The sequence below is a fragment of the Vibrio sp. Vb1026 genome, assembly GCF_033338745.1.
GTDB classification, from domain to species: Bacteria; Pseudomonadota; Gammaproteobacteria; order Enterobacterales; family Vibrionaceae; genus Vibrio; species Vibrio alginolyticus.
On sequence record NZ_JAWOTH010000015.1, the window covers coordinates 63573 to 84089 of the forward strand.

The 20517-nt window shown below is 45.8% G+C and carries 12 protein-coding genes; 2 read left to right on the forward strand and 10 right to left on the reverse strand.

Annotated elements, in window-relative coordinates:
• Positions 1-74: 74 nt before the first annotated feature.
• A complete protein-coding gene (locus R7E47_RS18900) occupies positions 75-2483 on the forward strand; it encodes a GH36-type glycosyl hydrolase domain-containing protein (RefSeq protein ID WP_005380050.1) in 2409 nt (802 codons plus the stop codon).
• 125 nt (positions 2484-2608) lie between these two features.
• A complete protein-coding gene (locus tag R7E47_RS18905) occupies positions 2609-4021 on the forward strand; it encodes a phosphoglucomutase/phosphomannomutase family protein (RefSeq protein WP_158156842.1) in 1413 nt (470 codons plus the stop codon).
• A gap of 156 nt (positions 4022-4177) precedes the next feature.
• Here the strand turns inward: R7E47_RS18905 and R7E47_RS18910 are convergent, their stop codons facing one another.
• The 10 genes from R7E47_RS18910 to hrpB all read right to left on the reverse strand — a co-directional run bounded on the left by R7E47_RS18910 (position 4178) and on the right by hrpB (position 20504).
• The gene (locus R7E47_RS18910) at positions 4178-5209 is read right to left on the reverse strand and encodes an ABC transporter ATP-binding protein (protein ID WP_005380055.1); all 1032 of its coding nucleotides are present in this window, start codon (positions 5207-5209) and stop codon (positions 4178-4180) included.
• Positions 5209-6834 (reverse strand): ABC transporter permease, encoded by a 1626-nt coding sequence (locus R7E47_RS18915; protein ID WP_053304117.1) that lies wholly within the window; start codon positions 6832-6834, stop codon positions 5209-5211. Before R7E47_RS18915 ends, R7E47_RS18910 begins: the two co-directional genes overlap by 1 nt.
• Positions 6835-6933: 99 nt before the next feature.
• Positions 6934-7947 (reverse strand): Fe(3+) ABC transporter substrate-binding protein, encoded by a 1014-nt coding sequence (locus R7E47_RS18920; RefSeq protein WP_005386566.1) that lies wholly within the window; start codon positions 7945-7947, stop codon positions 6934-6936.
• A 152-nt stretch (positions 7948-8099) separates the two neighbouring features.
• Complete coding sequence (locus R7E47_RS18925; RefSeq protein WP_047102648.1) at positions 8100-9329, reverse strand: ammonium transporter; 1230 nt, start codon at positions 9327-9329, stop codon at positions 8100-8102.
• A 27-nt stretch (positions 9330-9356) separates the two neighbouring features.
• Positions 9357-9695, reverse strand: a complete 339-nt coding sequence (locus R7E47_RS18930) for a P-II family nitrogen regulator (protein WP_005386570.1) — start codon at positions 9693-9695, stop codon at positions 9357-9359.
• Positions 9696-9883: 188 nt separating this feature from the next.
• A complete protein-coding gene (locus tag R7E47_RS18935) occupies positions 9884-10252 on the reverse strand; it encodes a YacL family protein (RefSeq protein WP_206954587.1) in 369 nt (122 codons plus the stop codon).
• Positions 10253-10351: 99 nt separating this feature from the next.
• Positions 10352-12949: a bifunctional aconitate hydratase 2/2-methylisocitrate dehydratase gene (gene acnB, locus R7E47_RS18940; protein ID WP_170897445.1), complete on the reverse strand. Its 2598-nt coding sequence runs from the start codon at positions 12947-12949 to the stop codon at positions 10352-10354.
• Positions 12950-13217: 268 nt separating this feature from the next.
• Positions 13218-15548, reverse strand: a complete 2331-nt coding sequence (locus R7E47_RS18945; protein ID WP_047102650.1) for a patatin-like phospholipase family protein — start codon at positions 15546-15548, stop codon at positions 13218-13220.
• A gap of 122 nt (positions 15549-15670) precedes the next feature.
• On the reverse strand, positions 15671-18043 hold the full coding sequence (gene mrcB, locus R7E47_RS18950) for a penicillin-binding protein 1B (protein ID WP_170897444.1): 2373 nt from the start codon (positions 18041-18043) through the stop codon (positions 15671-15673).
• On the reverse strand, positions 18036-20504 hold the full coding sequence (gene hrpB, locus R7E47_RS18955) for an ATP-dependent helicase HrpB (protein WP_318084948.1): 2469 nt from the start codon (positions 20502-20504) through the stop codon (positions 18036-18038). The genes mrcB and hrpB overlap by 8 nt, the downstream gene beginning before the upstream one ends.
• Between the last annotated feature and the right edge of the window lie 13 nt (positions 20505-20517).

A 20517-nucleotide genomic window follows, 5' to 3' on the forward strand; every position in this document is an offset into this window, starting at 1 on the left:
ATGTCGAAACATCACGCTTGAAGAGTTTTTAAATTTTGGCTGCTGATGCAGCTTCGTAAAAAGGAAAGACACAAATGAAATACGGCTATTTCGATAACGAGAATCGCGAATACGTCATCACTCGCCCTGACGTACCAGCACCATGGACCAACTACCTAGGTACTGAGAAGTTCTGTACGGTTATCTCGCACAACGCGGGTGGCTACTCGTTCTACAACTCTCCAGAATACAACCGTGTTACTAAATTCCGTCCAAATGCGACATTCGATCGCCCAGGACACTACGTTTACTTGCGTGATGATGAGACAGGTGATTACTGGTCAATCTCTTGGCAACCAGTTGCGAAGAGCCTAGACGAAGCAAACTACGAAGTTCGTCACGGCTTGTCTTACTCTAAGTTCAAATGTGAATACAGCGGTATTACCGCAACAAAAACTCTGTTCGTGCCAAAAGGCGAAGACGCTGAAATCTGGGATGTAGTGATTAAAAACACCTCTGACAAACCACGTACGATCAGTGCATTCTCATTTGTTGAGTTCTCATTCAGCCACATTCAATCTGATAACCAAAACCATCAGATGTCTCTGTACTCGGCAGGTACGGCTTACAACGAAGGCGTGATAGAGTACGACCTGTACTACAACACCAACGATTTCGAAGGCTTCTACTACCTAGCTTCAACATTTGCCCCAGATTCATACGACGGCCAACGTGACAGCTTCCTAGGCCTATACCGTGACGAAGCAAACCCGTTAGCGGTAGAACAAGGTAAGTGTTTCAATACAGCGCAAACTTGTTACAACCACTGTGGCTCTTTGCATAAGCAATTTACTATTCAGCCGGGTGAAGAAGTTCGCTTTGCTTACATTCTCGGTATCGGTAAAGGCAACGGAGAGCGTCTGCGTGCTAAGTACCAAGACCTTGCAGAAGTCGACAACGCATTTGCGGGTATCAAAGCACACTGGGATGAGCGTTGTGGCAAGTTCCAAGTGAAATCACCAAACGAAGGTCTAGATACCATGATCAACGCTTGGACGTTATACCAAGCGGAAACGTGTGTGGTGTGGTCTCGCTTTGCTTCATTCATCGAGGTGGGAGGCCGTACTGGTCTTGGTTACCGCGATACAGCGCAAGATGCAATCTCAGTTCCTCACGCTAACCCAGCAATGACGCGCAAACGTATCGTTGACCTACTGCGCGGCCAAGTAAAAGCGGGCTACGGTCTACACCTATTCGATCCAGATTGGTTTGATCCAGAAAAAGCGGATGTTAAACCATCTAAATCTCCAACCGTAGTTCCAACACCTTCTGATGAAGACAAAATTCACGGCATCGAAGACACCTGTTCTGATGATCACCTATGGCTAGTTCCAACCATCTGTAAGTACGTGATGGAAACCGGTGAGCACAGCTTCTTCGACGAAGTGATCCCTTACGCCGACGGTGGCGATGCAACGGTTTATGACCACATGAAAGCCGCGCTAGACTTCTCGGCTGAATACGTAGGTCAAACCGGTATCTGTAAAGGTCTGCGTGCAGACTGGAACGACTGTCTGAACCTAGGTGGCGGCGAATCTTCAATGGTGTCGTTCCTACATTTCTGGGCACTGCAGGAGTTCATCGACCTAGCGAAATACCTAGGTAAGGAAGCCGACGTTGAAAAATACACCGAGATGGCAGCAAACGTGCGTGAAGCGTGTGAAACACACCTTTGGGACGAAGAAGGCGGCTGGTATATCCGTGGTCTAACGAAAAACGGCGAAAAGATCGGTACAGCGCAACAAAAAGAAGGTCGTGTACACCTAGAGTCAAACACACTTGCGGTACTTTCTGGTGCGGTATCTCAAGAGCGCGGCGAAAAAGCGATGGACGCTGTCGATGAGAACCTATTCTCTGAATACGGCCTCCACCTAAACTCACCATCTTTTGCAACACCGAATGATGATATCGGCTTCGTAACTCGTGTTTACCAAGGCGTAAAAGAGAACGGTGCGATATTCTCGCATCCAAACCCATGGGCTTGGGTAGCTGAAGCGAAACTGGGTCGTGGTGATCGTGCAATGAAGTTCTACGATGCGCTAAACCCATACAACCAGAACGACATCATCGAAAAACGTATTGCAGAACCATACTCATACGTTCAGTTCATCATGGGTCGTGACCACCAAGACCACGGTCGTGCAAACCACCCATGGTTAACAGGTACGTCAGGCTGGGCTTACTTCGCTGTTACCAACTTTATTCTTGGTGTGCGTACAGGCTTCGATGGCCTAACTATCGATCCATGTATCCCAACGAACTGGCCTGGTTTCGAAGTGACTCGCCAATGGCTAGGAGCAACGTACAACATCAAAGTCGTTAACCCAGACTCAGTAAGCAAAGGCGTTAAGTCGATTACCGTGAACGGTGAAGCTGTAAATGGTGCATCTGTACCAGTTCAAGCGGAAGGTTCAGTAAACGAAGTTATCGTTACTCTAGGTTAATCATCTTTTGGGGGAGTCCTTCTCCCCTTTTGATTTATCCGGTGCATTTATGTTTTACAAGTGCATCGGTTCGCTAGCAAAGATTTAAGACGCGGTGGGATGCCGCTCTTATCGAGGATCGAATCATGATCAAATTTGGTACAGGCGGTTGGCGTGCATTTATTGGTGAGGAGTTCACCAAAGATAACGTACGCTTGGTTGCCCAAGCAGTTGCAAACATCACGAATAACGAATCGGTTGCTGATCGCGGTTTTGTGATTGGCTATGACCGTCGTTTTCTTTCCGATAAAGCAGGTCGTTGGTTCGCTGAAGTTCTAGCAGCAAACGGCATTATGGTTAGCTTTATCGACAAATTTGTCCCAACACCTATCGTAATGTTTAAAGCGAAAGAAATGGGCTGCGCATACTCGGCATGCATTACCGCATCACACAACCCTGCCGATTACAACGGCATTAAAGTCTTCATTGAAGGCGGTCGTGACGCAGATGAAATCATCACCCAAAAAATCGAATCACAAATAGACGCGCTCACTGCGCAAGATGTAAAAAGCGTCGACTTTGAACAAGCGGTTGAAGATAAGCTGATTGAAATCATCAATCCGATGAACGAATTCGTTGACTCAATCATCGACTTTATCGACATCGGAGCGATCAAGAAGGCGAATTTACGTGTTTTGATCGACCCAATGTTTGGTGTCGCGAAAAACGCACTGCAAACCGTATTAATCAACGGCCGCTGTGACGTTGATGTGATTAACGATGGCAAAAACCCAGACTTCGGTGGGTTAATGCCTTCGCCAAGCGCTGCAACACTCTACCGTTTGATGCACCTAGTGAAAGAGCAAGGTTACGATATTGGCATCGGTACTGATGGCGATGCGGACCGTCTTGGTATTATCGACGAAAAAGGTAACTTCATTCATCCAAATGAAGTGCTACTGCTGCTTTACTACTACCTACTTGAATACAAAGGCTGGAAAGGCTCCGTGGTACGTAACATCGCAACCACCCACCTTCTCGATAAAGTCGCCGAAGATCATGGCGAGAAATGCTTTGAGGTTCCTGTAGGCTTTAAGCACATCAGCTCCCAAATGGAAGCGGATGACTCACTGATTGGCGGGGAAAGCTCTGGTGGCCTAACCATTCGCGGCCACATCAAAGGTAAAGACGGCGTATTCGCATCAAGCCTATTGGTAGAAATGATTTCAGTAACCGGCAAGAAGCTGTCTGAGTTGCTGGATGAAATCTACGGCAAGTACGGCTATGCCTACATGGCAGAAGGCGATTGCAAGTTCAAACCAGCGCAAAAAGACGTACTGTTCAACAAGATTTATGTTGAAAAGCAGTTGCCTGAGTTTGAGTTTGAAATCGAAAAAGTCAGCTATGAAGATGGTGCGAAAGTCTACTTCAAAAACAGCGGTTGGATCATCGCTCGCTTCTCTGGCACTGAGCCACTGCTACGAATTTTTGCAGAGATGCAAGATAAGGACACTGCGGAACGTGTTCTTCAACAGTTTAAAGACTTCTTGTCTTTATAACTGAACCTTGTGCCCGCTTCGAGCACTATGATGAGAGTCAACGCTGTCTGAAAAGGCGCTCATCAACAGGAGAAGAGCACTTGCCCGGCTCCACAGCCGGGCTTTTTATTGTATGTTGGGAAGTCGTAAACGAGATAGAAAAGATACTCAGGAGCGTTAAGCAAATGCCAGGACGCCTTGCGTTTCAATTTTCACCGCGACGGACTCACCTATATTTAATGCTTGCGAAGCTGTAGCTAACAAACGGTCACCATTCGCGTTAATCACATAACGGCAGTGATCACCCATAAAATGCTGTTCCAATACGGTTACCGAACTATCTTCATCGGATTGAATTTGCACATGCTGCGGTCTTAGCAGTAAAGAGCACTCCGCCTGTACTGGAATATCTTGTTGAGCCGTGGCTTCAACCACGCCCAAGTGGGTTTCATATTCTGAATTCGAAACCCGTTTAGCAGCAAGGTAACTGCCACCACCTAAGAAATCAGCGACAAATTTACTTGAAGGCTGGTAGTAAAGCTCAGATGCTGTGCCATATTGCTCGATGACTCCATTGTTCATCACTGCCATTTTATCGGCGAAAGCAAAAGCCTCTTCACGGCTATGCGTAACAAAAATGGCAGTCACACCTTGGGCCTTAAAAATCTTACGGATCTCACTTATCAACTCATGGCGAACTTGCGTATCAATATTAGAAAACGGTTCATCAAGTAACAATAAGTCTGGGCTGTAAGCTAATGAGCGAGCAATCGCAACACGCTGCTGCTGTCCACCAGACAATTGATGAGGATAACGATCGCCATAACCTTGAAGATGCACGAGTTCTAACATCTCTTGAACTTTGGCATTTTTCTCTTTTGTCGAGCACTGCTTTAAGCCAAAGGCAATGTTTTGCTCCACCGTCAAGTGAGGAAAAAGTGCGTAATCTTGGAAAATCATCCCGATATTACGCTGTTCTGGCGGCAACCAGTTTTCCCCATCATCAATTGTGACGCAATTTAGACTCATTTCGCCTGACGTTAACGGCAATAATCCCGCAACGGCCTTTAATAGTGTTGTTTTCCCACAGCCACTAGCTCCTAGCAAACAGACAATCTGCCCTTGTTCTACCTCAAGAGACAATGATTCGAGTACGGTTTGATCATCATATTGGCACGTTAGGTTTTTAATTGATAATGCACAGCTCATCAGTGATTTTGCTCCAGTGAACGGTTAACAACAACAAGCGGGATCAACCCAACAAGAACCAACAGAACCGCTGGCAAAGCGGCCAATTCTAAATGCTCATCCGAGGCGAAGTTATAAACGTATGTGGCTAGTGTTTCAAAGTTAAACGGACGAAGTAACAAAGCCGCATTAAGCTCTTTCATCGACTCGATAAACACTAATAAAGCCGCAATCAGTGCACCGCGCTTAACCAGCGGAAAGTGCACGCGCCACAGCATGACATTGGGCTTACAACCCATAGTGCGCGATGCCATATCTAACGACGGAGAAATTTTATTTAAATTACTTTCGATACTACCAATCGCCACCGCTGAAAAGCGCACAACCATGGCAAAAACCAGGGCGAACATGGAGCCAGAAAAAATAAGTCCCGGTCTTCCCCACTCCATGGCTTTAGCAACGTCGTTGACACGATGATCCATAAACAGCACAGCGACCATCACACCGATGGCTAGTACCGTTCCTGGTACTGCATAGCCCATAGAAGAAAGACGCATAAATGCCAAGCTTTCTCGTTTACCATTGACTCGATGGGTAAAGTTAACGATCAGTGCGACAGCAACACCAATAATCGCAGCAATAACAGACACAACTAAGCTATTCCATGCGTATTCACGAAACTCTGAGGTCCAACTCTGCGCAAAATAAGTGATCGCATAATCAATCAGCTGTAGTAGCGGCAAAATAAAAGCGACTGAAACCAAGCCCCAACACCAAACCAGTGCGGTCCACTTTTTCCAGCCCGTCAACTCGTAACGAAAATCTTCGTGACTGTTAAATTGGCTTTGAAAAAGCTTTTGTTTACGGCGGCTGTATCGTTCGGCACTAAGAAGCAGTACTACAATGACGAGCATCATGGCAGAAATCTTGGCTGCCGCATTAAGATTAGAGTACCCCAACCAAGTATCGTAGACCGCTGTGGTTAACGTATTCACCGCGAAGTAACTTACCGTACCAAAGTCACCGATGGTCTCCATTGCGACCAATGATAAACCTACTGCGATAGAGGGTCTTACTAACGGCATCGAGATGCGCCAAAAGCTTTCCCATGGAGAGCACTTGAGCAAACGCGCGCTTTGCAATAAAGATACATTTTGCTCCATAAACGCAGCCCGGCACAATAAATACACGTAAGGATACAACACCAAAGCCAACACAAAGGTCGCACCAGGCAACGTACGAATGTCAGGGAACCAATACTCGCCAGGTCCCCATCCGGTTACATCACGCAAAAAGATCTGAATCGGGCCTGCAAAATCAAACCAATCAGTAAAAATATAACCAATGATATAACCTGGCATTGCAAGAGGTAGCACCAATGCCCACTGCAACCATTTTTCGGTCGGCAGTTTACACATGGCCATTATCCAAGCGCTTGGAATACCAAGAATTAAGGACAGCACCATTACGCCAACAGTTAGCGCAACCGTGTTAAAAATATAAGTCGGCATGACCGTTGCCATTAAATGAGCAAACAAATCATCCGTTTCACCAATTGCGGTGTAGAAGATCGCTAAGATCGGCAAAACCAGTAGCAGAGTTATTACCCCACTACTGGTTTTCCATAAAGAGTGTTTATCTTTCATCGCCTAATTACTGCAAGGCTGTATGAAATACAAATGCTGTTGCAAATACATCTCATATCCTTTAATCAAATGGGGGTACTGTTATACCCCCACAAGGAATTAAAGGTCAAATTTCACTTCATCTAATAGCTTAATTGCCGCTTCGTGGTTGGCTGCAATATCGTCTAGAGAAAGCTTGTCTGCTTTAAAGTCACCCCAAGATTCCACAAGCTCAGAACGCTTCACGCCTTCTTTAACTGGGTACTCGTAGTTAACTTCTGCGTACATTTGCTGCGCTTTGTCACCCGTTAGGAATTCCATTAGCTTCACAGCATTGTCTTTGTTTGGAGAGTACTTAGCCATCGCCATACCAGAGATATTCACGTGAGTGCCTGTAGTCTCTTGGTTAGGGAAGTTGATGTAAACTGCATCAGCCCAAGCTTTTTGCTCTTTGTCGTTAACCATTTTACCTAGGTAGTAGCTGTTACCTAGAGAAACATCACATAGGCCTTCTTTGATCGCTTTAACTTGTGCACGATCGTTGCCTTGTGGTTTGCGAGCAAGGTTTGCTTTCACGCCTTCTAACCACTCTTTGGTTTCTGCTTCGCCATTGTGAGCAATCATTGCTGAAACTAGAGAAACGTTGTACGGGTGCTTACCGCTACGAGTACAAATTTTACCTTTGAACTCTGGCTTAGCTAAGTCTGCGTAGTTGAAATCTGCGCCTAGTTTACCTACGCGATCACGTGATGAATAAACGCTACGAGAACGTAGAGTTAGAGCAAACCACTCATTCTCTTTATCTTGGTATTGAGCAGGTACGTTTTCTTCAATGATTTTGCTATCGACTTTCTGAACTAAACCTTTGTTTGTCAGTTCAGCTAGACGGCTGATGTCTGTCGTAAGAATAACGTCAGCAGGGCTGTACTCACCTTCTTGAGCTAGCTTTTCTGCTAAGCCTTTTTTAGCAAATTTTACGTTTACTTTGATACCAGTTTCTTTAGTGAACTCATTGAACATAGGTTCAACTAGGAAAGGTTGACGGTAAGAGTAGACGTTCACTTCTTCAGCAGCCATTGCTGTTGGAGCTAGAGTAGCGCAAGTTAGTGCTGAAAGAGTTAGCAGTTTTTTCATTGTTTAATCCTTTACCATGCTAATGATAACGTTTATCAGTTGCGTTATTATATGTATGTTCAATAAGAAGACAATGACGAATATTAAAAAACCTGCTCATCGGAGCAGGTTTTATTGTGTTAAGTGTGTAACCATTTATTACAAGCTAATGATTATTTCACCGTAACAAACTCTGGGTAAGCACCAACACCACAATCATGCATGTCCATACCTTCCATTTCTTCATCTTCTGTAACGCGAATCCCAACGGTCGCTTTCAAGATTGCCCACACAACTAGGCTAGCACCAAATACCCAAGCAAAGATAACTACGGCACCTAAAAGCTGTGCACCAAACGTTGCATCACCGTTGCTCAGTGGCACTACCATTAGGCCGAAGAAACCACACACACCGTGAACTGAGATAGCACCTACTGGATCGTCAATTTTAAGTTTATCTAGAGCAATGATACTGAATACTACTAGTGCACCCGACACCGCACCAATCGCAACCGCGTACAGTGGTGATGGCGATAGAGGGTCTGCAGTGATGGCAACCAAGCCAGCTAGCGCGCCATTGAGGATCATCGTTAAATCGGCTTTACCCCAAGTAGTTTTACAAACGAATAGCGCCGCAATTGCACCAGCAGCCGCTGCTGCGTTAGTGTTTAGAAAGATCTGACCTACCGCTGTAGCATTCTCAAAATCTGAAACCATCAACTGAGAACCACCGTTAAATCCAAACCAGCCAAACCAAAGGATAAAAGTACCCAACGTTGCCAAAGGCATGTTAGAACCTGGAATCGGATAGATTTCACCATTTTTACCGTACTTACCCTTACGCGCGCCAAGCAGTAACACACCAGCAAGAGCAGCAGAAGCACCTGCCATATGTACGATACCAGACCCCGCAAAGTCACTAAATCCAGCTTCTGCTAGGAAGCCTCCACCCCATGTCCAGTAACCTTCCATTGGATAGATAAACGCAGTTAAAATCGCAGAGAAAATCAAGAAAGACCAAAGCTTCATGCGCTCAGCTACCGCACCAGAAACGACGGACATAGCAGTTGCAACGAAGACAACTTGGAAGAAGAAGTCAGACTCTAAAGAGTGGTCGGCCCCTTCACCTTGAGTACCAATTAGCGTACCAAATGAAGGTAACCAGCCTCCTTCTCCATTATCGACATACATGATGTTATAACCGACAATCAGAAACATCGTACATGCGATAGCGTACAAACAGATGTTCTTCGTAAGAATTTCTGTTGTGTTTTTAGAGCGCACAAGGCCAGCCTCTAGCATCGCAAAGCCTGCTGCCATCCACATTACCAACGCACCGGAAATGAGGAAGAAAAAGGTGTCAAGTGCGTAACGTAACTCGGTTACTGTTGTTGCTAATTCCATAATAAGTATCTCCAATCCTTTGAATTCTTAAAGTGCTTCTGCGTCCATTTCGCCAGTTCGGATACGCACCGCTTGGTTCAGATCGTAAACAAAAATTTTACCGTCGCCGATTTTTCCGGTTTGCGCAGCTTTTGTAATTGCTTCAACAACGCGATCTACATTGTCTGCGTGAGTCGCGATTTCAATTTTCACCTTTGGTAGAAAATCGACTTGATACTCTGCACCGCGGTACAATTCCGTGTGACCTTTTTGACGACCGAACCCTTTAACTTCTGATACTGTCATCCCTTCGATACCGACATCAGCCAATGCTTCTCGTACATCGTCTAATTTAAACGGCTTAATAATGGCATTGATTATTTTCATTGAGTTATCTCCGAAGCTTTCTTCCTGAAACACTTCTTATAATCCAATCTACGTGCCAAGTTTTTAAGTTATTGAATAATAAAAACTAACCTCAATTTACATATCTATAAACAAAAAGGGCGCACCATATCGGTGCGCCCTTTTCACAAATTTAAAGCAACGGCAGAGAAGTTACCCAAAATTGTGCATTAAATGTTCAAAAAGTCTTTCCACTGTTCGATAAGTGCCATGAAATCCTCTATCCCACAACTTGCTGTACTTTCTGCATTGTAGAAGTCGAACTCACTTTCCATCTCGACATCATATTCATGGGCTAATGCGTTTTCTTGTACAAGAACTTCGTCGCCCTGAATCATCAAGCTAATTTCCGTGCCTGTTAGGTTATGCTCCTGAGAAGGCACTGAAAATGACCGCTCAATTAGCTTTTCAACCTGTGCAATCTTCATCGGATCTTTGCCAATTTCTTCTTGCAACCAGCGCCCTACAATCTCATGTCCCATGCTACATTTTACGTAGTACTCGCCCATCAACGTGTTACGAATGAATTCAAATTCCACCGAGATTGCCTATTTCGTATCAATTTGGTGCGAGTATAGCGAATTGCTCCCATAAAAAAAGCACCTCATGTGAGGTGCTTTTGAATTGTGCATTTCTGATTATGCCGGTTCTTGGAAGATCACTTCGTCCGCTTTCTTGGTGTATTGATCCATTTTATGGAAGTTCAAGTAGCGGTACGTATCCGTTGCCGTAGCGTCGATTTGCTTCGCGTATTCTAGGTATTCTTCTTTGGTTGGAATTTTACCTAGGATTGCACCTACTGCAGCTAGCTCAGCTGACGATAGGTAAACATTCGCACCAGTACCCAGACGGTTCGGGAAGTTACGCGTTGAAGTCGACATTACTGTTGATTTATCTGCAACACGCGCTTGGTTACCCATACAAAGTGAACACCCTGGCGTTTCAATACGCACCCCTGCACGTCCGAAGATACCGTAGTAGCCTTCTTCAATCAGTTGGTCTTTATCCATCTTTGTTGGTGGCGCTACCCAAAGGCGCGTCGCTAACTGGCCATTGAACTTATCAAGCAATTTACCTGCTGCGCGGAAGTGACCGATGTTCGTCATACAAGAACCGATGAACACTTCATCAATCGCTGTGCCTTGTACTTCAGACAACAAACGAGCGTCATCTGGGTCATTCGGTGCACATAGTACTGGCTCATTGATTTCAGCCATATCGATTTCAATCACATGTGCGTATTCAGCGTCTTTATCTGCTTGCATCAGCTCAGGGTTTGCTAGCCACTCTTGCATTGCAGTAATGCGGCGCTCGATAGTACGGCGATCACCGTAACCTTCAGAGATCATCCACTTCAGCATCACGATGTTAGAGTTTAAGTACTCTTCGATCGACTCTTGAGACAGTTTTACAGTACAACCTGCCGCCGAACGCTCTGCAGATGCATCAGAAAGCTCAAATGCTTGCTCAACCGTTAGCGTCTCTAAGCCTTCAATCTCAAGGATACGGCCAGAAAATTCGTTGATCTTGCCCGCTTTTTCTACCGTTAGTAAACCTTGCTGAATCGCGTAGTAAGGGATGGCATGAACAAGATCACGCAGTGTAATACCCGGTTGCATTTCACCTTTAAAACGAACCAAGATTGACTCTGGCATGTCTAGCGGCATAACGCCTGTCGCAGCTGCAAAGGCAACCAAGCCCGAGCCAGCTGGGAATGAAATACCCAGAGGGAAACGAGTATGTGAGTCACCACCCGTACCAACAGTATCCGGCAGTAGCATACGGTTTAGCCATGAGTGGATAATACCGTCACCAGGACGAAGAGATACACCACCGCGGTTCATAATAAAGTCCGGAAGTGTATGGTGAGTGTTAACGTCTACTGGTTTTGGATAAGCCGATGTGTGACAGAAAGACTGCATGACAAGATCAGCAGAGAAGCCGAGACACGCCAAGTCTTTAAGTTCATCACGAGTCATAGGGCCAGTAGTATCTTGCGAACCTACTGTCGTCATTTTCGGCTCACAGTAGGTTCCAGGACGGATGCCTTCTACGCCACATGCTTTACCAACCATTTTCTGTGCAAGCGTGTAGCCTTTACCAGAATCTGCGATTTCACCAGGTTTGCGGAATACGTCCGAAGGCTCAAGACCTAGAGACTGGCGCGCTTTGTCTGTCAAACCACGACCGATGATCAATGGGATACGACCACCAGCACGAACTTCATCAATCAGTACTTCTGTTTTTAGCGAGAACTCAGCTAGAACCTCACCAGTTTCGTGGTTGCAAACTTTACCTTCATATGGGTAAACATCGATAACATCGCCCATGTTGAGCTTAGTTACGTCAACTTCGATTGGTAGTGCGCCAGCATCTTCCATTGTGTTAAAGAAGATAGGGGCAATTTTGCCACCAAGCACATACCCACCAGCTCGTTTGTTTGGAACGTAAGGGATATCATCACCCATAAACCAAAGCACTGAGTTGGTTGCCGATTTACGTGAAGAGCCAGTACCAACAACATCACCAACGTAAACCAATTGATGACCTTTTTCTTTTAACTCTTCAATTTGCTTGATCGGGCCAATAGTACCCGGTTGATCAGGGTTTATTCCTTCACGCTCGTTTTTAAGCATCGCCAGTGCGTGTACTGGGATATCAGGGCGAGACCAAGCGTCAGGTGCAGGTGAAAGGTCATCCGTGTTCGTTTCACCTGTTACTTTAAATACGGTTAGAGTGACTTTTTCTTCAAGCTTAGGCTTAGAAAGGAACCACTCAGCATCAGCCCATGATTGAAGTACTTTCTGTGCATGCGCATTGCCTGCTTTCGCTTTCTCTTCTACGTCATAGAAAGCATCAAACATCAGCAGCGTATGAGACAGCGCTTTTACTGCGATCTCTGCCAGTGCTTCATCATCCAATAGCTCAACTAGCGGTTCGATGTTGTAACCACCTTGCATAGTGCCTAGCAGTTCAGCCGCTTTTTCACGACTCACTAATGGTGATTTAACTTCACCTTTTGCTACTGCTGTTAGGAAACCCGCTTTTACATAAGCAGCTTCATCAACACCTGGAGGGATACGGTTTTCAAGTAGGTCAAGAATGACTTTTTCTTCACCTTGCGGGGGATTTTTCAGAAGTTCTACAAGTCCAGCAACTTGTTCTGCGTCTAGCGGTTTAGGAACAACTCCTTCAGCAGCACGCTCTTCGACGTGTTTACGGTAGGCTTCAAGCACGACTTTTTCCTCTCATTGCGGTTCCTCCTCTATTATTACTATTGTTAAAGTAAAGGAGTGAACATCCTTGGAAACTTGGCTCTCCATTGCCCTTGTTTTCATTCAATTATGATTGAGAAACAGCGCCGTAGAGGCCAAACTGTGGGCAAAATAATAGCAAATTTAACCTTAAATTAAAATCTTATCATTTTGACCAACATAGCAACTTACGACTAAAGTTCTGCTAATTTTGACCAAATATGCCAAGTTTTTGCTTTCTCATACCCGATTAATTAAACGATGTTCCTACGATCAAATACACAGCATCCAAATCTTGCTCGGTACGACCGTATGCCAACATTATTGGTCCTATTGGTGAGTCAACACCAAAGAAGATGGAGCCAGCATTGTAAAGCGGCGCTTCGTTTAGTTTCAGATCATTATCAGACCAAACGCCGCCATATTCGACCGATGCGCCCAGGTAGACTGGAGCTTCAAACAATCCGAAATCATTATCAAACCACTTATATCGGTACACCAAACTGCTGAAAAATAAGTTCTGTCCGATCAGGCTATTTCTTGGGATTCCCGATAGGCTTAAGAAGCCGCCCAACTCTCTGGGATCAAGCGGTAAAGATGAGTTTTTACTCTCTACAAAACTATATTCAGCATGTCCGACTAAAGTATGACGCTGATGACTCACTGCACCTTTAAATCGTGCAGAGATTTCATACACGGTATCTTCAATAATTTTGTCAGTTTCTAAAAGGCTAACGCCCTGAGGACTTTGATCATGAGACACTAAATATTCGAGATCGACTAAAAGCCCGCGAGTCGGAAATGCGAAATCATCAAGTGTATCTAGGCGATAGTTCGCAAACAGGCCACGACGTTCAAAATCCAATTTACCAGCAGAAGCCAAAGTAGAAAGCTCAATATCTCCGGTAGAGTAGCGAGCGCCAAATCGAAGTTCTTGCCACAATGTGGGTTGGATACCTATCGCTAACTCTGTTGTAAAATCATCGTAAGTGACCGGAAAAAAGTCATTTACTGACTCTAAATCTGGTGCTTGAGGCTCTGTTAAAGGTAAGTTTCGGCTCTCACTACCATAGGAAATTCGCCCCGATACAAAAAGTTCTTGGCTAGATAAAACAGGGGAATACAACTCAGCTTCAATCAGCTTATCCGTGCCCATTTCTACGTTGAACGCCAACTCCGCGCCATGAGAGTTTAAATTGGTAAAGTTGGTCGATATTCCTATGCCGTACTGGCTATCTGTATCGAAGTCATCTTCCAGAAAAAATCGGAAGTTGAGATAATTAGGCCCCCACGACTTCTCGTTAACATCAAAAACCAACAATGTCTCACCATCCACCTCTTCAAAGTGATAAGTGATGAGCTCGAACCGATCTAACGCGTAGAGGTTTTCAACGGCTTTCTCAATTTCGGCCGTTGAAATACGACGTCCGGTTTCTAATTCAATACGATTCGTCAACAGCACATCGCTGTAGTGCGTGTTATTAACAATCACTATGTCATCAACCACACGCTGATCGCCATAAATCAAAGTTTTACGAACTTCTTGTTTGCGATCGATGTATTTTTGATAGTCCGCGTTGGACAAGCGTAACTCTTTCAGCTTGTCTTTTAATTGCTTGGTAATATCGTACCCAGCTTGAAAAGCCCAAGGCATTTTGTCGAACTCGACGGTTTCCATGGTGCCCACATTGGGACGAATATAGATATCTTGAGGTTCAAGCTCGTCCACTTGCTGTTGTGTACTACGACGAACGAGATAGTTAGAGAGTTGGTCCGCGACAGTAAACAGCCCCGTAAATTCATCTTCGGTTTTGTAGTCGGTGCTAATATCGACGGCAATAACGACATCAGCCCCCATGGCGCGAGCCACATCGACAGGCATGTTATTGACGACGCCGCCATCAACAAGCATATGGCCATTGAGCTTATAGGGAGGAAGCGCTCCTGGTACAGACATGCTAGCCATCATGGCGTCCACAAGGTAACCATTGCCCAGTACGACTTCTTCTAGGGCAAGAATATCAGTCGCAACAGAACGATAAGGAATGGCAAGATCATCAAAAGAATCGAATCGCCCTAAGTTCCCTGTAGTCTCACGCAATACTCGCAACATGTTCTGGCCTTGCACCACACCCGTTGGTGCTCGTACCTCACCGAACCTTAAGCCGAGATCGGTATTAATTTGATAGCGGTCTTCATACTCTTTGTCACGAACTCGACGTTGGCTACGGTCAACACGATCTCGATAACCGCTGCCCCAATCGACGGTGTAGATAAAACTCTCGATTTCATCAGCACTCATACCCGTGGCATAAAGCCCACCCACATAGGCGCCCATACTGGTACCGGTCACAATATCGACAGGGATCTGCATTTCTTCCAATGCTTTTAAAACCCCAATGTGTGCCGCCCCTTTCGCTCCTCCACCAGCGAGCACAACCGCCACCTTTGGTCGAGGTTCCAAGTCATCCGTTTTTGTTAGAGAGTTTGCGAGGGAAACAGAAGGAGTGATCATCAAAAAGGTACTAACCCAAAGCGCAAAGTTGCGAACCGATGGGCTTGATAACAGCTTTTTGAACATTCACTTCTTCCTTTATTGAATATCTGATCAAGTAGGGCGTGCTAGCAGTACTGTACTAACACGCCCTAATATGTACTAAGAATTAATCAGATAAACAAGCTAATGTTGTTGATTTGGCGATGCTACCAATCAAATATGCTATTTAACCAGTTTGATTTCTTCTCACACTGTTGCTTTATCTGACCGGTTTTATCCCAAACCGGCAGTTTGTAATCACTACGGCAGTTCATTTCTAAACCTCCATCAGATGTAGGCTTGAACCCTAATGTGGTGATTTCTCTTGGCCATGGGAGCTCTAAGCGCTCAGGAATACGCTGCTTCAAGTACTCTGCGTACACTCGTAATGCACCACTCGACCCCGTTAGATTCACGGGTTTATTATCGTCGCGGCCTAGCCAAATTGTCGTCACCTCACGACCATCAACACCGACAAACCAACTATCGCGGTTGTCATTACTGGTACCCGTTTTTCCTGCCAATGCAGCCCAACCAAACTGGCTTTGTAAGAAGCGGCCAGTGCCTTGAGCAACCCCTTGTTTCATCGCGTAGGTCGTTAGCCATGCAGCTTGTTCATCCACGGCTCTTGATGAACGAGGCAAGGATTGATACAGCACATTACCTTCCATATCCATGACTGAGCGCAGAGCGGTCAGTTTTGCACGCTTACCTGAATTCGTCAGAGTCTGATACATCTGTGCGACTTCGAATGGCGTCAAAGAAAACGAACCCAAAAACATCGAAGGCACTGGGCGAATTTCGTCTTTGTTCACGCCCAAACGCGCTAAAGTATTGGACACTTCAGGAATGCCAAGTGCCATACCTAAGCGCACGGTTGGTACGTTAAGTGATTTCGCTAAAGCAATGTAAAGTGGCACATCACCACGATATTTTCTATCGTAGTTGCGCGGCGTCCACACGTTACCTTTACTGCTCTTCAGACTTAACGGCGTGTCGTGTAGCGTCGTGCCTAGGTTGTATTTATCCGGTTGTTCTAGAGCCGTTAAGTAAATCGCTGGTTTCACTAAAGAACCAATTGGACGACTGGCATTGAGCGCTCGGTTAAAGCCTTCATAACCGACACGTTTACCACCAACCATCGCACGGATTTCACCACTATGGCGATCAACGGCCACAGCAGCGGCTTCTAACTCTTTACCACCCCGTTTAGCTAGTTCTGGGATCTTTTTCGCGATAGCTTGTTCCATTTTGCTTTGCGATACTGGGTCCAGAGACGTAAATACGCGCAGTCCGGTCTCTGCCTTAAATCGCTCCCCAACTTTTTCTTTTAATTCAATACTCAATTGTTGGAAATAAGCTGGCTGACGGCTCGCAATACGTGGCTTGCTTTGCGTATCGAGTGGACGACTTACAGCTTGTTCATACTGCTCTGAAGTCAACATGTTTTGCTGCATTAACAGGCGCAGAACGAGATCACGACGCTCTTTCGTTCTCTCAGGGTAACGAATTGGGTTGTAGTAAGACGGTCCTTTTACCATCCCAACTAACATCGCCAGCTGATCGATTCGCAACTCCTGAATTGGCTGCCCAAAATAGTAACGCGACGCCAAGCCAAACCCGTGGATCGCTTCACCTCCACTTTGACCTAGGTACACTTCGTTTAGGTAGGCTTCTAAGATACGATCTTTGCTGTAACGGTAATCCAAAATTAGCGCGATATACGCTTCTCGAACTTTACGCCACAGTGTTTTATCACGAGTCAAAAACAGGTTTTTTGCCAATTGCTGAGTCAGCGTACTACCACCTTGAACAGTACGACCCGCCTTAATGTTCGCAACCAATGCACGTGCAATCGCGAGCGGTGACACCCCGTCATGTTGATAAAAATCCCGGTCTTCGGTCGCAAGCAGTGCATCCACCAAAATTTCAGGGAACTGATCACGACGTAAGAAAAGGCGCTGTTCATCACGGTCTTTCTCCAGCATGCCCAACATCTTCGGTTCTAGGCGCAAGTAACCAAGGTCTCCTCGAGATTCTAAAGACTGAATACGTTGCAAGCCGGAATCAGAGAAATGCAGCATAATGTGACGATCCGGCTCGGGACCATCGGCAAACTCGAATGGACGACGAATCAATTCAATCCGAGTGGAAGAAGAGGAATATTCGCCTGGGTAACGAGGTTGACTCACTTTACGGTAATTCAACACATCTAGCTCGTTGCGCAGTTCTTGGATGGTGATATTCTCACCAGGGCTTAGATTCAAGATACGGGCATAAACCACCGTTGGCAGCTCAAACAGCTGGCCTTCAAAGCGTTCTTTCACCACACTATCTAAGTAAATCCCAACAAACAGCAAAACAGCGGCAAGTGCAACGCCAGCTTTCCAGCTAAACGACCACAGAACTTTCAACCACGAACGTTTCTCGTTAGTCGGTTTTTTACTCGGCGTACGTCGAGTCTGTTTTGCGGTTCCTTTATTGGTTGTACTTTTCTTCGCTGGCGCTTTTTTCGCGCTAGGCTTCTTGCTGTCAGTCATTATTCAATTGTCTTTTTGTTTTCGTTGTTGCTACATGATTGGCAGGATCATCTGGCCAAACGTGTTTTGGGTAGCGCCCTTTCATCTCTTTTTGAACGTCTTTGTAGCTTCCGTTCCAGAAAGCCGCCAAGTCCGACGTTACTTGCAATGGACGTTGTGCCGGTGAAAGCAGTTCAAGCACCAAACGCTTGCGGCCAAGAGCCACCGTTGGGGAACCACTCTCCCCAAATACTTCTTGCATACGCACCGATAATATCGGCTCGTGGCCATATTGGTAACGGATACGCTTCTTTGAACCTGTGGGTAGTTGGTAATGCTCAGGTAACCATTCATCCAGTTGTTGATTGAGAGGCCAACCTAATAGAGCATTGAGCGCTTCGACCAAGTTTATCTTGCTCAGGTCTTTAACCGAGCTGACAGACGTCATGTATGGTTCTAACCACTCCTCTAATGAATCCAGCAAACTGGCTTCATCAAACACTGGCCATGACTGCTCAGGTAACCATTCCACCGCACAACGAATCCGAGCCAACAAGCTCTCCGCTGCCGGTGTCCAGTTTAGACTCTGTAAGCCCTGGCGGCGGACATACGTGAGTAAAGCTTGTGTCATTTTTTCTTTGCCCGGGCTTGGCAACGGCTCGCGTTCAACGACCAGCAGACCGAGTTTTGTTTGTCGCTCAGCTATTAGACGGCCTCTTTTTTCATCCCAGTCCACTACTTCTTCAGACGAAAATAGCGTATCAAAGGTCGTTCGCAATATATTGACATCCAATTCACATGCCGAATGAATTTGACTTGAATTAGAATGAGAACGCATTAAGTCAACGGCAACCAAATACTCACAGCCACCTAGCATGTCTTCCTGATGACATTCTGCACCATGACCATTAGCCAAAGTAAATCGCCCAAATTGATTTGTGCGCTGCTGCGCAATGCGATCTGGAAATGCCAAACTTAACACCAGCGGTAATGCATCTTCATCCACGCCTTTCAGGTCAAATACCGTATCCAATTTGTACGCCAGAGATTGAGCACGCTTGAACAATATCGACTTTTTTGGATGAGTACCAACAAGCCAACGATGCAAGCTATAAGCGATATTGGTAACATTTCTCTCTGGCTCTTCAATCAGTGCGACCGCCGCCAAAGCAGCATTTAACATCTTATCACTGTAAGATAGCGCTTTAATTAGCATCGCAGCCGCACGAGGCTCAACGCCTAGTTCATGCGCCTGTTTTCCTTCGGACGTTAATTGCCCTTTTTCCGTCAGTAGTCCCAATGACACCAATAGCTGCTTCGCTTGTTCCAATGACGCATTAGCGGGAACATCAAGCCACTTTAGATCGTGGATATCACCCGTTCCCCAAAAGGCAAGCTCCATAACTAAACTAGCCAAATCGGAATGCAAAATTTCGGGTTGGGGAACCGGCGGTTGCTGCTTGAACTGGCTTTCAGAATAAAGACGAACACAAATGCCCTCTTCTATTCGTCCCGCTCGTCCTGCACGCTGAATCGCTGAAGACTGTGCAATGCATGTTTGCTCTAAGCGTGTTAAACCGTTTTTCAAATCAAAGCGGGCAATACGCTCTAACCCAGAATCAACGACGAGGCGAATGCCTTCAATCGTTAGTGAAGTTTCTGCAATGTTGGTCGCTAGAACGACTTTACGCTTACCTTGTTCTGCTGGCGTAATCGCTTTTTGTTGATCTGCAAAGCTCAGTTGACCATAAAGTGGGCATACGTCGATATCATCCGCTAAATGAGACAACCGCTCTTCAACTTGTTTTATGGCACCAACACCCGGTAGGAAAGCTAACAAAGATCCAGACTCTTTGTTCATAAGACTTTCTATTGTTTTTGCCATACTCGTAGGTAAATGCTCGTTCACACCTAACGGCTGGTAGCGCATTGCAACATCAAAGCTGCGCCCTTCAGATTCAATGTAACTGGCTTCTGGCAACAACGATTGTAATGCTTGTTGGTCAAGCGTTGCCGACATTACCACCAGCTTGAGATCGTCTCGCAATGCCTCTTGAACTTCTAAACTGAATGCCAAAGCAGTATCGGCATGAATGCTGCGTTCATGAAACTCATCAAAGATCAGTAGATCAACCCCATCCAGTTCAGGGTCAGTTTGGATCATCCTGGTCATGATCCCTTCGGTCACGATCTCCAGCTGCGTTGCAGAACTTACCTTTGCCTCACCACGGACTCGATAACCCACGCGTTGACCTACTTGCTCTCCCAATTGCTCAGCAAGATAACGGGCAATGTTACGCGCCGCGAGTCGTCTTGGCTCAAGCATGATGATTTTTCCAGCAACCGAATGATTTAAGAGTAACTGCAAAGGGAAGTAAGTCGACTTACCGGCACCAGGCGCCGCTTTTAAGATCACTTGATGTTGATTTTTGACCGCCGTCAGCAACTCAGGCATCACGGCTTCAATCGGCAATTGTGACAAAGAAAATACCTTA